This is a genomic window from Agrobacterium sp. rho-13.3 (assembly GCF_033957765.2).
GTDB lineage: Bacteria > Pseudomonadota > Alphaproteobacteria > Rhizobiales > Rhizobiaceae > Agrobacterium.
Window position 1 is genome coordinate 929,183 of the sequence record NZ_CP192774.1, and the last position, 14,491, is coordinate 943,673.

A 14,491-nucleotide genomic window follows, 5' to 3' on the forward strand; every position below is an offset into this window, starting at 1 on the left:
CGACAGGACCTGTTGGACATGACCGCTGAAATTCTTTTTGCCAGTCTGCGCATCGCGACGCCCGAGCTGATCCTTGCGGTCGGTGCCTTGGCGCTGCTCATGATTGGGGTCTTCTCCGGCGATAAGTCGACCAACACGGTTACGGGTCTTTCCGTCGCTCTGCTGGTTGTCGCCGCTCTGTGGATCATCTTTGCTCCTGCAACCGGTTTGGCCTTTGGCGGCGTTTACGTCGCCGATGCCTTTGGCAACTTCATGAAGGTGCTGGCGCTGATCGGTTCCATCGTGGCGCTGATCCTGTCGGTCGGCCAAAGCCGTTTTGAGCCGATTGGTCGTTTCGAGTTTCCGGTGTTGCTGGTTCTGGCAACACTCGGCATTCTGCTGATGATCTCGGCCAACAACCTGATTTCGCTTTACATGGCGCTCGAGCTTCAGTCGCTGGCGCTCTACGTCATCTGCGCCATCAACCGCGAGAGCCTGCGCTCCACGGAAGCGGGCCTGAAATATTTCGTTCTCGGCGCCCTGTCTTCCGGCATGTTGCTCTATGGCATGTCGCTGGTTTACGGCTTCACCGGCAACACCGGCTTTAGCGAAATCGCCGCTGTTCTGTCGTCTGAAACCCGTTCGCTCGGCCTCGTTTTCGGTCTGGTCTTCGTTTTGGCCGGTCTGGCATTCAAGATTTCCGCCGTTCCATTCCACATGTGGACGCCGGACGTTTATGAAGGCGCACCGACCACGGTAACGGCCTTTCTGGCTGCGGCACCGAAGATCGGCGCAATGGCGATTTTCGTCCGTATCGTCATCGATGCGTTCCAGCCTGTGTTTGCAGACTGGCAGCAGATCGTCGTCTTCATCTCGATCGCTTCCATGCTGCTCGGTGCTTTCGCGGCCATCGGCCAGAAAAACATCAAACGTCTGATGGCCTATTCGTCCATCGGTCACATGGGGTATGCCCTGGTGGGTCTCGCCGCCGGTAGCCAGGCTGGCGTGTCCGGCGTGGCACTGTACATGGCCGTTTACATGGGCATGACGCTTGGCACCTTCGCCTGCATTCTGGCCATGCGACGCAAGGAAATCGGCAATGTCGAAAGCGTTGACGATCTGGCCGGTCTTGCCTCCACCAACCCGTTCATGGCGCTGGTGCTGACCATCCTGATGTTCTCGCTTGCGGGTATTCCGCCGCTGGCTGGCTTCTTCGGAAAGTACTATGTTTTCCTCGCAGCCATCGAAGCGCAGCTTTATCCGCTGGCCGTCATCGGTGTGATCGCTTCCGTCGTCGGTGCGTTCTACTACCTGCGCATCGTCAAGGTCATGTGGTTCGATGAGGCCAAAAGCGGCGGCTTTGAAAAGCCTGCTGGCGAATTGCGGATCGTTTACGCGCTCTCCGGTCTCTTCGTTCTGGGCTTTGTCGTGTTCGGTGGAACCTTGAGCAACGCGGTCAACGCCGCAGCAAAGACGTTCTTTTGAGCGAGACACACATGAAAACGGGCCGGGTGTCACTGGATGACTTCCGGCACGAGGCTTTGGCGGAAACGTCATCGACAAATGTTGAATGTTTTGCCCGTGCACGGGCAGGTGATGGCGGTAATCTCTGGGTCACCGCCACACGCCAGACCGGTGGCCGTGGCCGTCGCGGCAGGCCTTGGGTGTCTGAACCCGGCAATCTTTACGCTTCCCTTCTTCTGATCAATCCGGCCCCCATGGACAGCATCGGCTCTTTGCCGCTTGCTTTTGCGCTTGCGGTTTACCGTGCCGTTGGCGCGGTGTTGCCGCCAAACGGCGCTCCGCTGGAAATCAAATGGCCGAACGACATTCTCATCGGACGCAAAAAGACCTGCGGCATTCTGATGGAAGCCGAAGGTCTGGCGGATGGCCGCACGGCTTTGGTCATCGGCATCGGCATCAACATCGCCCATATGCCGGACAATCCCGCTTATCCCGTCACCCGCCTTGGTGAACACGGCGCATCTTGCGGGCCGGAAGAACTGTTCGCGCATCTCTTTCGCGAAGTGGCGCATGTTCTTCACCTGTGGAACCGCGGTCAGGGCGTGGCAGAGGTCATGCGCCTCTGGCGGGCGGCTGCCTGTGGTATCGGAGAGCCGATTACGGTCAATCTTCCCGATCGGTCTATTCACGGGCGTTTTGCCGGCATAGATGATAATGGTTTCCTGATGCTGGAAGAAGATGACGGGCCGTTGCGCTCCATCGCCGCCGGCGACGTATTTTTTGGTTAAACCGCACGGTGCGAAACGCCGACGTTTGACCCTCGTAATCTGGAGCATTTCTGCTGCTCGGTAAATGCAGGACGCCCTTCAGCCTAGCATCGGCTGTGTCGGGATGAACGATGAAAACCGATGCCTTTGGCTGTGCTAGCGCTTTTCCCACTGCGCTGGTTCGGCATGAATTGGACAGACAAAACAATGACAACAAAAGACGAATTCGTATTTCTGCCGCTGGGCGGCGTTGGTGAAATTGGTATGAACCTGGCGCTTTACGGCTATGGTCCGGCGTCAAAGCGCCAGTGGATCATGGTCGATTGCGGTGTCACCTTTGCCGGACTAGACCTGCCGGGTGTGGATCTGGTGCTGCCGGATATCCGCTTCATCGAAGAACAGCGCAAAAACCTCAAAGCCATCATCATCACCCACGCGCATGAGGACCATTACGGTGCGCTGAACGATTTGTGGCCCGGCCTGAACGTGCCGGTTTACGCCTCCGGTTTCACGGCAGGGATGCTGGAAGCCAAGCGCAATTATGAAGGCACCCGCGCTGAAATTCCGATCACGCCGTTCAAGGCGGGCGATCGCATCAATGTTGGACCGTTCGAGATCGAAGCCATCGGCGTCAATCACTCGATCCCGGAACCCATGTCGCTGGTCATCCGCACGCCTTTAGGCAATGCCGTCCACACCGGCGACTGGAAGATCGATCACGCGCCATCGCTTGGTCCTTTGACGGATGAGGCACGCTTCCGCGCCGTGGGCGAAGAGGGCGTGTTGGCGATGATGTGCGATAGCACCAACGCGCTGCGCGATGGTGTGTCGCCGTCTGAAGAAGAAGTGTCCGAGGGCCTTCGCCAGATCATTGAAAATGCCGAGGGCCGCGTGGCCATCACCACCTTCTCCTCCAATGTCGGGCGCATTCGCTCCATCGCGCAGGCTGCGGAACGTGCCGGTCGTGAAGTCTTGCTTCTCGGCTCATCGCTGAAGCGCGTCGTGAACGTCTCGCAGGATCTCGGCATCATGGAAGGCATCAAGCCGTTTCTGGCCGAAGATGAATATGGTTATATTCCGCGCAACAAGGTCGTCGTTATCCTCACCGGCTCTCAGGGAGAGTCGCGTGCGGCGCTGGCCAAGCTGTCGCGTGACGAGATGCGCAATGTCGCACTCGCGGCTGGCGATACGGTCGTATTTTCTTCCCGTGCCATTCCCGGCAATGAAAAAGCGATTATCGATATCAAGAACGGCCTGATCGAACAGGGCATTCATATCATCACCGACAATGAAGCGCTGGTGCATGTGTCCGGCCACCCGCGCCGCAATGAACTGCTGAAAATGTACGAATGGGTGAAGCCGCAAATTCTCGTTCCGGTGCATGGCGAAGCCGCGCATCTGGTGGCGCAGAAGGAACTGGCGGAACAGGCCGGTATCGGCCAGGTTCCGAAGGTCCGCAACGGCAACATTCTGCGCCTTGCGCCGGGTCCAGCCGAGGTCATCGATGATGCACCGCATGGCCGCGTTTTCAAGGATGGCCGTCTGGTTGGTGATTTTGAAGAAATGGGCATCGGCGACCGCCGCAAGCTGTCTTTCGCGGGCCATGTCTCCGTCAACATCGTGCTCGACAGCCGTTTCGATTTCCAGGGCGATCCCGATGTCGTTCCTTTTGGCCTGCCGGAATTCGATGACGAAGGCGAAGCGATGGAAGATACGCTCTATGACGCCGTGCTGAGTGCAGTCGAAAGCATTCCACGTGCACGCCGCAAGGATCTCGGCGTTGTGCGCGAATCGGTGCGCCGCGCTGTTCGCTCCACGGCCAATCAGGTATGGGGCAAAAAACCTATCGTGACGGTGTTTGTAACCAAGGTCTAGCTTGGTTTGGGGGGAGGCAAGCCATGTTGGGTCGTATCAATCATATAGCGATTGCCGTGCCGGATTTGGCTGCGGCGGTCGTGACCTATCGCGATGCCCTGGGCGCGGCTGTGTCCCAACCACAGGCTTTGCCGGAACACGGCGTCAGGGTGGTTTTCGTGGCGCTGCCCAACAGCAAAGTGGAGCTGCTGGAGCCGCTTGGCGAAAACTCCCCGATTTCGGCCTTTCTGGAAAAGAACCCCTCCGGCGGCATGCACCACATCTGTTATGAGGTGGACGACATCACCGCCGCACGCGACCGCTTGATGACAACCGGCGCGCGTGTGCTGGGTGATGGACAGCCGAAGACCGGCGCGCATGGCAAACCGGTTCTGTTTCTTCACCCGAAAGACTTTTTCGGTACGCTGATCGAGCTGGAGCAGATTTGACCGCCGGGCGGCTTTCGAAGTTCAAACGCTTGGAATAAAAGGTGCAACGGTGTGTAGCATAACGCGCCGAATGCGGGAGGTTTGGACTATGCCGTTGCTATCAGCTTTTGCCGTGTTTTTCATCGTCTGGTGGACGGTGCTGTTCATCGTTCTGCCGATTGGCCTGCGCACGCAATATGAAGACGGAGACGTGGCGCAGGGGACGGTTGAAAGCGCGCCTGCGCGCTTCAAAGGCGGAAAGGTTGTGCTGTTCACGACCCTCATTTCCATCGCCATTTGCGGCTTGTGGTATGCGGTGACATGGTATTTTGGCTTCACCATGGATGATCTGCCGCGCATTATTCCAGTTTACGACTGATTCCTGTCATGTAGCTGTCATCAAAAAGCGCCATAGACGGGTGTGCGGCGTCCACCTCATTATCTGACGCTTGACAGCCATAATTAAGGCGAAATCTGCTTCGCTATTTGGACTTTGCTGAATAAAAAGCAAAAAAAAACAAGGCATTTCAGCCTTGTTCTTTAGTTTCGCGTGATCTGTAACCGTTGCCGGGGCTGCGCCTAAGCGCGCCTAAGATCTCATCCTCCCAAGACTGACCGCGAAAATGGCAAGAATTTAAACTTCATGCCTCTTTTGTGAGCCGAAACTAGCTCAAACAATGGCCCTTGTCATTACATTTTTTGCATTTTTGTTACAGTCGGCAGAAAATTCCTCCTGAAGCGATATGTCGCAGCAAGGTGGCAAAATTATTCCTGCTGAAACCGTTCAGGGATGAAACCCGTCTCAAAAACTGTCGCAAAAGCGCCATGAAGGTAAACGCGGCAGCCTCTGGCGTAAACCTGTTGGGCGCTTTTGCGGTGGTGGCTTGCGGTGTGAATGAGAATCGCGGGAGGACACGAGAATTTGAAGCACCGCAACGCGCTGTGGGGCGGGTTTCCTTCTGTTGAGGAAACGGCTATGTACGGCGCAAATATCCCTTTATTCCGGCGATTCCCGTTTAAAAGCAGCGCGTCGTCACAAAATGGAATCTACAATGCGTCTCAGCCGTTACTTTTTGCCCATCCTAAAGGAAAATCCCAAGGAAGCGGAAATCGTCTCGCACCGCCTTATGCTGCGTGCGGGCATGGTCCGTCAGCAGAGCCAGGGCATCTATTCCTGGTTGCCGCTGGGCAAGCGCGTCTTGGACAAGGTCAACAAGATCGTTCGTGAAGAGCAGGACCGTTCCGGCGCCATCGAATTGTTGATGCCGACGCTGCAAACTGCCGAGCTTTGGCAGGAAAGCGGACGTTACGACGATTACGGCAAGGAAATGCTGCGCATCAAGGACCGTCAGGATCGTCAGATGCTGTATGGCCCGACGAACGAAGAGATGATCACCGACATCTTCCGGTCCTACGTGAAGTCCTACAAAACCTTGCCGCTGAACCTCTACCACATTCAGCTCAAGTTCCGTGACGAGGTTCGCCCCCGTTTCGGCACCATGCGCTCGCGTGAGTTTTTGATGAAGGACGCCTATTCTTTCGATTTGACGAAAGAAGACGCGATCCATTCTTACAACAAGATGTTCACAGCATACCTGCGCACCTTCTCGCGCCTCGGTCTGCGCGCCATTCCGATGCGTGCCGACACGGGCCCGATTGGCGGCAACCACAGCCATGAATTCATCATTCTGGCAGATACCGGCGAATCGGAAGTGTTCTGCCACAAGAGCTTCCTCGACCGTGGCATTCCGTCTGACGACACGAATTTCGATGACGTCGCCGGTTTGCAAGGCGTGTTCGATGAGTGGACGACGGATTACGCCGCCACCTCTGAAATGCATGATGAAGCCGCATTCAACGCGATTCCGGAAGGCGAACGCCTGTCTGCACGCGGCATTGAAGTGGGTCACATCTTCTATTTCGGCACGAAATATTCAGAGCCGATGGGTGCCAAGGTTCAGGGTCCGGATGGCAAGGAACACCTTGTCCACATGGGTTCTTATGGCATTGGGCCAACACGCCTTGTTCCCGCCATCATTGAAGCATCGCATGACGAGAACGGAATCATCTGGCCAGATTCGGTCGCTCCTTTCGATGTCGTGATCATCAACATGAAGGCTGGCGATGCTGCCTGCGATGCGGCGTGCGAAAGCCTTTACGCTTCGCTGTCCAACGCCGGCAAGGATGTTCTGTACGACGACACGGACGACCGTGCGGGCCAGAAATTCGCGACGGCAGACCTCATCGGCGTACCGGTGCAGATCATCGTCGGGCCGCGCAGTGTCGCGGCTGGCGAGGTCGAAGTAAAAGACCGCAAGACTGGCGCACGCGAAACCGTGACCATCGAAGCGGCGTTGAACAAGGTACTTGGCTGAAAAGCCAACGAGGAGAAGACATGGCAAAAGCCGAGGCTGATAATGGTGCAGTTTCATCCGCAAAGGATGGAGCCGCCCGGCCATTTTCGTCCTTTGAGCGCATGGTGGCGTGGCGCTACCTGCGCTCGCGCCGCAAGGAAGCATTCATTTCCGTCATTGCCGGGTTTTCCTTCGTCGGCATCATGCTGGGCGTGGCAACGCTCATCATCGTCATGGCTGTCATGAATGGTTTCCGCACGGAGCTGATTTCCCGCATTCTGGGCATCAACGGTCACATGATCGTGCAGCCCATCGATACGCCGTTCAACAATTACGATGATCTGGCCAAGAAGTTTTCCGGCGTTCCCGGCGTCACAATGGCTTTGCCATTGGTGGAAGGCCAGACGCTTGCCTCCGGTCGCGCCGGTGCTGGCAGCGGTGCTTTGGTGCGCGGTGTGCGTGGCGACGATATCGAGAAGATCAAGGAAGTCTCCGGCAATATCAAAACCGGCGATCTCGTCGGCTTTCTCGCGGGGCAGGGCGTACTGGTCGGCTCCCGTCTGGCGGCCTCGCTCGGCATAACGACGGGCGATCAGATCACGCTGATTTCGCCGGAAGGCGATGTGACGCCGATGGGTGTCAATCCACGCGTCAAATCCTATACGATTTCAGGCATCTTCGAAATCGGCATGTCGGAATATGATGCCTCGATGATCTATATGCCGCTGCCCGAAGCGCAGCTTTATTTCAACTCCGAAGGCATCGTTCAGTCCATCGAACTGTTCGTCAGCAACCCGGATAATGTCGATGGCATCAGGCCGCTGGTGGAAACCGCCGCGGATCGACAGGTCTATATCACCGACTGGCGACAGCGAAACCAAACGTTCTTCTCCGCCCTTCAGGTGGAGCGCAACGTGATGTTCATGATCCTGACGCTGATCGTGCTGGTCGCCGCCCTCAATATTATTTCCGGCCTCATCATGCTGGTGAAGGATAAGGGCAGCGATATCGCCATTCTGCGCACCATGGGGGCCAGTTCCGGCTCCATCATGCGTATTTTCTTCATGACCGGCGCTGCCATCGGCACCGTTGGAACCTTCGCGGGCGTTGGGCTGGGCATCCTTGTCTGTCTCAATGTGGAATCGATCCGGCAGTTCTTCTCATGGGTGTCCGGCACCATATTGTTTGATCCGCAGCTTTATTTCCTCAGCCAGCTTCCGGCGAAAATGGAGGTAAGCGAAACGATCACCGTCATCATCATGGCGCTGACCCTGTCTTTCCTGGCAACGATCTTTCCGGCATGGCGGGCTTCCAAGCTCGATCCTGTTCAGGCCCTGCGTTACGAATAAGGACCGCTTCACACCATGGCAAAGAAAACTGCGTTGCAGATCTCCGGCGTTGAACGGACGTATGGACAGGGTGAAAACAGCCTGTCCATTTTGAAGAATGCGAACTTCGAATTGCGAAGCGGCGAAATCGTCGCACTCGTGGCACCTTCAGGCACAGGAAAATCCACCCTCCTGCATCTGGCAGGCCTGCTGGAACACCCGGATGCGGGCGAGGTTCTGATCAACGGACGCTCCTGCGGCAATCTTTCGGATGAGCAGCGCACGGCCATCCGCCGCAGCGACATCGGTTTCGTGTATCAGTTCCACCACCTGCTGCCGGAATTCACGGCGCTGGAAAATATCATGATGCCGCAGCTTATTTCCGGCCTGTCCCACAAGGAAGCGCGAGAGCGGGCATCTGCCCTTCTGGATTATATGCGCATCGGCCATCGCGGCGACCACCGCCCGTCGGAGCTTTCCGGTGGTGAACAGCAGCGCGTGGCGATTGCCCGCGCCGTTGCCAATGCACCGCTTTTGCTGCTGGCCGATGAACCGACCGGCAACCTCGACCCGGAAACTGCGTCTTATGTTTTCGGCGCGCTGGAAGCACTGGTGCGTCAATCCGGGCTGGCCGCGCTGATCGCCACCCACAACCACGAGCTTGCCGGTCGTATGGATCGGCGCGTGACGTTGAGCGAAGGCAAGATCGTAGAGTTCTGATCCTCGTCTGACGACACCAAACCTGAAAAGCATTTTTATGAAACCCCGTGCAGCCCGCCGCTGCGCGGGGTTTTTCTTTTGGAGTCAACGGCTTGTCCCGAATCGGGTGCGGGAACCGATTTGACTCCGGGTGCGTTGACAAGATGCAGCTAAAGAAAACCTGTTGACACAGAAACAAAATGAGAACAAACTTAGAACATAACGAGTAAGGAGAGACAAATGACCGACATTATCCGCGACATTGCTGCCTTTGCTTCCATCGCTGTCTTCGTTGCCAGCTTCTCGGTAATCCTCACTTCCATGTGATGTGCCATCGTCATTTCCTTTTCGGAATGACGTGTAAACTTGACCTTAGGCAGTGGACATTGCCTTCAGGAAGTCCGAAAATCCCGCTGAATCAGAATGGCGGGATGGCGTTAAAATGGGCGATACTTTGGTGAGCGGCAACATAGCCGGCGCAGACCTGAAAACGCCCGGTTTCGTTCACCTTCGGGTGCATTCGGCTTATTCTCTGCTCGAGGGCGCGTTGCCCTTGAAAAAAATCATGGCAAAGGCCGTTGGTGACGGTCAACCCGCCATCGCCATCACCGATACCAACAATCTGTTCGTCGCGCTGGAGTTTTCCGAAAAAGCGCGTGACGAAGGGCTGCAACCTATCATCGGCTGTCAGGTCTCCATCGACTTGCAGGAAGCCACCGATGACAAGCGCGGCAACAACACTCTCGCAAAGCTGCCATCCATCGTGATGCTTGCCACAGATGCACAAGGCTATGAACGGCTCGTTGATCTCATCAGCCGTGCCTATCTGGACGGCGAGTCGACTGGTCCTTCCGTCTGCATTACCAGGGCTTGGCTGGAAGAGGCCAGCAATGCCGGTCTGATCGTTCTGACCGGCGCATCCGGTGGTCCTGTCGATATGGCTTTGAGAGAAGGCCATGCGGCGCAAGCGACCAAACGGCTTCTGCTGCTGAAAGAACTGTTCGGCGACCGGCTCTATATCGAATTGCAACGCCAAGGCAATTTCGACCGCGCCCATGAACGGCGTATGCTGACGCTGGCCTATGAACATGACATTCCGCTGGTGGCGACCAACGAAGCGTTTTTCCCGTCGCGTGCGGATTATGATGCCCACGACGCCCTGATGGCCGTGGCCCACAACGCCATCGTGTCCGATGACAGCCGCTTCCGTCTGACGCCGGATCATTATCTCAAAAGCCGCGCCGAAATGGTGGCCCTGTTTGCCGACATTCCCGAAGCGCTGGAAAACACCATCGAGATCGCGCAGCGCTGCTCTTATGTACTGAAAAAGCGTGGGCCGATCCTGCCGCGTTTTACCGGTGCCAGTGAAGACCCCGAAGAGGCAGATCGCGCCGAAGGGCAGGAGCTGCGCCGTCAGGCCGTGGAAGGTCTGGATATGCGCCTGGCAGCGCTTGGCATGGCGCCGGGATATACCGAGCAGGAATATCGCGACCGGCTGGATTTCGAACTCAGCGTTATCGAGCGCATGAAGTTTCCCGGCTACTTCCTCATCGTTGCCGACTTTATCAAATGGGCAAAACAACAGGACATTCCGGTTGGACCGGGCCGTGGTTCCGGTGCGGGTTCTCTCGTCGCTTACGCTTTGACGATTACCGACGTCGATCCGCTTCGCTTCTCCTTGCTGTTCGAACGCTTCCTCAACCCGGAACGTGTCTCGATGCCCGACTTCGACATCGATTTTTGTCAGGATCGCCGCGAAGAGGTCATTCGTTACGTTCAGCGCAAATATGGCCGCGAACAGGTGGCGCAGATCATAACCTTCGGTTCGTTACAAGCGCGTGCGGCGCTGCGCGACGTGGGCCGCGTGCTGGAAATGCCTTACGGTCAGGTCGATAGAATCTGCAAGCTGGTGCCGAACAATCCGGCCAATCCGACGCCGCTGTCCAAGGCCATCGAAGAGGAGCCACGGTTTCAGGAAGAGGCCGACAAGGAACCCGTCGTTGCCCGCCTTCTGGATATCGCCCAGAAAATCGAGGGGCTTTACCGCCACGCCTCCACCCACGCCGCCGGTATCGTCATCGGAGACCGCCCGCTGTCCAAGCTGGTGCCGATGTACCGCGATCCGCGCTCGGACATGCCCGTCACACAGTTCAACATGAAGTGGGTGGAAAGCGCCGGTCTGGTCAAGTTCGACTTTTTGGGTCTGAAAACGCTGACCGTTTTGAAGGTTGCGGTGGATTTCGTTGCCAAGCGCGGCATCTCCGTCGATCTGGCCGCCATCCCGCTGGATGACACGAAGACCTATGAAATGCTGTCGCGTGGCGAAACCATCGGCGTGTTTCAGGTGGAAAGTGCGGGTATGCGCAAGGCGCTCATCGGTATGCGCCCGGACTGCATCGAAGATATTATTGCGCTGGTGGCGCTTTACCGTCCCGGCCCGATGGAAAACATTCCAACTTATAATGCGCGCAAGCATGGAGAAGAAGAACTCGAGTCCATCCACCCGACGATTGACCATCTTCTGAAGGAAACGCAGGGCGTTATCGTTTATCAGGAACAGGTGATGCAGATCGCCCAGGTTCTATCCGGTTATTCCCTCGGCGAAGCCGATCTTCTGCGCCGCGCCATGGGTAAGAAGATCAAGGAGGAGATGGACCAGCAGCGCGAACGTTTCGTGGACGGCGCGATCCGAAACAATGTGTCGAAGGCGCAGTCCAACACGATTTTCGACCTCCTGGCCAAGTTCGCCAATTACGGCTTCAACAAATCGCACGCAGCCGCCTATGCGATCGTGTCCTACCAGACCGCCTATATGAAGGCGCATTTCCCGGTGGAATTCCTCGCGGCTTCCATGACGCTGGATATGGCCAACACGGAAAAGGTCAATGATTTCCGTCAGGATGCGGGTCGTCTGGGCATCGAAGTCGTCGCGCCGTCGGTGCAGACGTCCTATCGCCGCTTCGAGCCTGGTGAAAACCGCATCTATTATTCGCTTGCCGCGCTGAAAGGCGTGGGCGAAGGCGCGGTGGATCATATCGTCGAGGTGCGGGGTGACACGCCTTTCGCCAGCATCGAAGATTTCTGCCTGCGCATCGATCCCAAGCAGATCAACCGCCGCGTTCTGGAAAGCCTGACCAATGCCGGTGCCTTCGATTGTTTTGGCAAGGACCGCGCTGAAATTATTGGCGGGCTGGACCGCATCATCGGTTATTCGCAGCGCGCACAGGAAACCCGCGTTACCGGCCAGCACGACATGTTCGGTTCCGGCAGCGCATCTGGCCCGGAAAAGCTGGTTCTGCCCGCCTATCAGCCATGGCTGGCGTCTGAAAAGCTGCTGCGGGAATATCAGGTGCTGGGCTTTTATCTCACCGCCCACCCGCTCGATACCTACCGCGCCGTTCTCGATAAGCTGCGCGTCCAGAACATCGCGGATTTCACCGTGGCCGTGAAACAGGGCGCAACGGCTGGGCGTCTGGCTGGAACCGTCACCGGCAAGCAGGAGCGCAAAACCAAAACCGGCAACAAGATGGGCATCGTCACCTTCTCGGATGCGTCAGGCCAATATGAAGCCGTGCTGTTTTCCGAAGGGCTCGGCCAGTACCGGGATTTGCTGGAGGTCGGCAAGTCGCTGGTGATTACCGTGCAGGCCGAAGAGCGTCCGGAAGGCATCGGACTTCGCATCCAGACCGCACAGTCTCTGGAGGAAAAATCCGTCCAGATGCAAAAGGCGTTGCGCGTTTATGTGCGCGATTCCGGCCCGCTGAAAACACTGGTGCACCATCTCAACAAGGGCGATGGTTCGGTCTATTTCATTGTCATCAAGGACGAAGGCCAGCGTGAGATCGAAGTGGAACTGCCGGGCAAATACCGCATTTCACCGGAAATCGGCGCAGCCTTCCGCTCCGCCGCCGGTGTCATCGATGTTGAGCTGATCTGATTCAAAAACAACCGCTTGTTGCGGTTTCTTGACTCAGTTTCAGAACAGGCTGTTGGTCGGAAATGCATCTGCGCCACGATCAACGAAGCCTTGGCGATAGAGGCAGGCCCTCAGCGCCGCGTTGTAATAATAGGATGCGTGATAGACCGTGCCGCGTGGCGGCGTACTGGCCTCGACGGTGCACTTGTCCAGTGCCCTGTCATAGACCGATAGAATCACCGGATCACTGGTCACATCCGGCCCTGAATACAGCCGGTAATTCTGAGGTGCCTCGGCGGCTGATATGCAGGCCAGTCCGAGAATTGCCGCTGCTACATGCTTGATGGTCATTTGCAGGCTCCCCAACGTGTGATGATGAGCCATTCAACGTTTGCGATAGTCGTTTGTTCCAACACCTAACGTGGCGTTAGATCGACCTGTCTCGCGTAATGGTGATGAAGTCCGTGCCCTGACCGGTCTCCAGCCCGTGGCTCAGGTCGGAAACGGTGATGGAACTGCCGGTGGAAAGCTCGGATTCGAGCCGTGTGCGAATGTCTGCCGGTATGTCGATACGGTCCAGCACAGCACTCAATTGGTCGGAGCCTCCAGGTGCGTCTGCCACATCGATGCCCAGCCGTTTGCGTGCTGCGGTTGGCAGATGGTTTTCCAGCGTCAGCCCGTTCCACTCTGCCTTGCCGCTGTCATGATCGATGTCGATGACTTCGAAGAAATGTGTGCCCAGCGCAACTTGCGGGTCTTTGATGTGTATCGGCGCTTCGAAAAGCGGCTTGAAATTCTGCCGCACCATGATCTGTGCATTGGGGGCCGCTTCTGCACCTGCCGATGCATAGAGCGCATCGACCATATCGTCACTCACCAGCGGACCGGTCGTTTTCAGGTTCTTCCAGCGCTTGAACGCATTGATGGCGTTGACCGTCATCTGGCCCGAATATCCATCCGGCACGCCCGCATCAAAGCCGATGCTCGTCAGCAACCGCTGAACATCCATCACTTTTTCCCGTTCGCCACGCCGGGTGATGAGAATGCGCAGCGGCGGCGTCTGCGCTCTGGGAGCGGATTTGGTTGTGACCGAATTCGTCGTTTGATTGACGGCAACTTCCACCAGTTTCAGCGAGGAATCGAAGTTTGCCGGGCGAAGCTCGACGTCGGAGAGCATAAGGCCGTCCTTACCGCCGTCTTTGAACTGTAAAAGGGCAGGGTGCTCGATGCGGCGCGGCGCAATGGCGGCATCGGAGATAATCACATGCACACCACGCCCGGTCATGCCGTACAGCGCCTTCGCAAATTTCGCGGGCAAACGGATGCAGCCGTGCGAGGCGGGGTAATTCGGAACATGTCCCTCATGCAGCGCAATGCCGGACCATGTCAGCCTTTGCATGAACGGCATGGGTGCTGCCGAATAAATGTTGGATTCGTGGTATTTGCGCTTGTCCAGAATGGAGAAGATGCCGCTCGGCGTATCGTGTCCCGCCTTGCCGGTGGAAACCTTCGATGTCGCGACCAGTTCGCCATCTTCGTACAGTGAAAGCGATTGATCGTTCTTGGAAACGATCACCTGCAAGCTGCGCGCGTCAGCGGCAAAGGCCGCCTGCACCAGAACAGAGGTCGACAGGAGACAAGCCCCCACAAAAGCACGCAACATCATGTCTACCCCCAACGCGATACAAAACATGCCGTCGAA

General features: G+C 57.0%; 11 protein-coding genes. 9 read left to right on the forward strand and 2 right to left on the reverse strand.

All coding sequences use genetic code 11. The annotated features are described in order from the left end of the window. Nucleotides 1-18 precede the first annotated feature (18 nt). From nuoN to dnaE, 9 genes are all read left to right on the forward strand, one after another. Entirely contained in the window at nucleotides 19-1,464 is a 1,446-nt protein-coding gene (nuoN, locus tag RMR16_RS04655; protein WP_320201941.1) for an NADH-quinone oxidoreductase subunit NuoN, read from the forward strand. Between the two features lie 11 nt (nucleotides 1,465-1,475). After that, entirely contained in the window at nucleotides 1,476-2,231 is a 756-nt protein-coding gene (locus RMR16_RS04660) for a biotin--[acetyl-CoA-carboxylase] ligase (protein WP_320201940.1), read from the forward strand. Between the two features lie 186 nt (nucleotides 2,232-2,417). Continuing rightward, a complete protein-coding gene (locus tag RMR16_RS04665; protein WP_320201939.1) occupies nucleotides 2,418-4,085 on the forward strand; it encodes a ribonuclease J in 1,668 nt (555 codons plus the stop codon). A 23-nt stretch (nucleotides 4,086-4,108) separates the two neighbouring features. Beyond that, a complete protein-coding gene (mce, locus tag RMR16_RS04670) occupies nucleotides 4,109-4,513 on the forward strand; it encodes a methylmalonyl-CoA epimerase (protein ID WP_320201938.1) in 405 nt (134 codons plus the stop codon). Between the two features lie 88 nt (nucleotides 4,514-4,601). Beyond that, complete coding sequence (locus RMR16_RS04675) at nucleotides 4,602-4,871, forward strand: DUF1467 family protein (protein WP_320201937.1); 270 nt, start codon at nucleotides 4,602-4,604, stop codon at nucleotides 4,869-4,871. A gap of 673 nt (nucleotides 4,872-5,544) precedes the next feature. After that, nucleotides 5,545-6,867, forward strand: a complete 1,323-nt coding sequence (proS, locus tag RMR16_RS04680; protein WP_320201936.1) for a proline--tRNA ligase — start codon at nucleotides 5,545-5,547, stop codon at nucleotides 6,865-6,867. Nucleotides 6,868-6,887: 20 nt separating this feature from the next. Next, on the forward strand, nucleotides 6,888-8,195 hold the full coding sequence (locus RMR16_RS04685; protein WP_320201935.1) for a lipoprotein-releasing ABC transporter permease subunit: 1,308 nt from the start codon (nucleotides 6,888-6,890) through the stop codon (nucleotides 8,193-8,195). Between the two features lie 15 nt (nucleotides 8,196-8,210). After that, nucleotides 8,211-8,894, forward strand: coding sequence for an ABC transporter ATP-binding protein (locus tag RMR16_RS04690; RefSeq protein ID WP_320201934.1), 684 nt, complete (start codon nucleotides 8,211-8,213; stop codon nucleotides 8,892-8,894). A gap of 421 nt (nucleotides 8,895-9,315) precedes the next feature. Next, nucleotides 9,316-12,810: a DNA polymerase III subunit alpha gene (dnaE, locus tag RMR16_RS04695; protein ID WP_320201933.1), complete on the forward strand. Its 3,495-nt coding sequence runs from the start codon at nucleotides 9,316-9,318 to the stop codon at nucleotides 12,808-12,810. Between the two features lie 39 nt (nucleotides 12,811-12,849). Here dnaE and RMR16_RS04700 read toward each other — a convergent pair whose 3' ends face one another. Continuing rightward, nucleotides 12,850-13,140: a hypothetical protein gene (locus tag RMR16_RS04700; RefSeq protein WP_320201932.1), complete on the reverse strand. Its 291-nt coding sequence runs from the start codon at nucleotides 13,138-13,140 to the stop codon at nucleotides 12,850-12,852. Between the two features lie 76 nt (nucleotides 13,141-13,216). Beyond that, on the reverse strand, nucleotides 13,217-14,455 hold the full coding sequence (locus RMR16_RS04705) for a L,D-transpeptidase family protein (RefSeq protein ID WP_320201931.1): 1,239 nt from the start codon (nucleotides 14,453-14,455) through the stop codon (nucleotides 13,217-13,219). Between the last annotated feature and the right edge of the window lie 36 nt (nucleotides 14,456-14,491).

Bases quoted from the DNA above. Each gene is read 5' to 3' on its own strand.
- nuoN (WP_320201941.1), top strand. From the start codon at position 19: ATGACCGCTGAAATTCTTTTTGCCAGTCTGCGCATCGCGACGCCCGAG.
- RMR16_RS04660 (WP_320201940.1), top strand. From the start codon at position 1,476: ATGAAAACGGGCCGGGTGTCACTGGATGACTTCCGGCACGAGGCTTTG.
- RMR16_RS04665 (WP_320201939.1), top strand. From the start codon at position 2,418: ATGACAACAAAAGACGAATTCGTATTTCTGCCGCTGGGCGGCGTTGGT.
- mce (WP_320201938.1), top strand. From the start codon at position 4,109: ATGTTGGGTCGTATCAATCATATAGCGATTGCCGTGCCGGATTTGGCT.
- RMR16_RS04675 (WP_320201937.1), top strand. From the start codon at position 4,602: ATGCCGTTGCTATCAGCTTTTGCCGTGTTTTTCATCGTCTGGTGGACG.
- proS (WP_320201936.1), top strand. From the start codon at position 5,545: ATGCGTCTCAGCCGTTACTTTTTGCCCATCCTAAAGGAAAATCCCAAG.
- RMR16_RS04685 (WP_320201935.1), top strand. From the start codon at position 6,888: ATGGCAAAAGCCGAGGCTGATAATGGTGCAGTTTCATCCGCAAAGGAT.
- RMR16_RS04690 (WP_320201934.1), top strand. From the start codon at position 8,211: ATGGCAAAGAAAACTGCGTTGCAGATCTCCGGCGTTGAACGGACGTAT.
- dnaE (WP_320201933.1), top strand. From the start codon at position 9,316: ATGGGCGATACTTTGGTGAGCGGCAACATAGCCGGCGCAGACCTGAAA.
- RMR16_RS04700 (WP_320201932.1), bottom strand. From the start codon at position 13,140: ATGACCATCAAGCATGTAGCAGCGGCAATTCTCGGACTGGCCTGCATA.
- RMR16_RS04705 (WP_320201931.1), bottom strand. From the start codon at position 14,455: ATGATGTTGCGTGCTTTTGTGGGGGCTTGTCTCCTGTCGACCTCTGTT.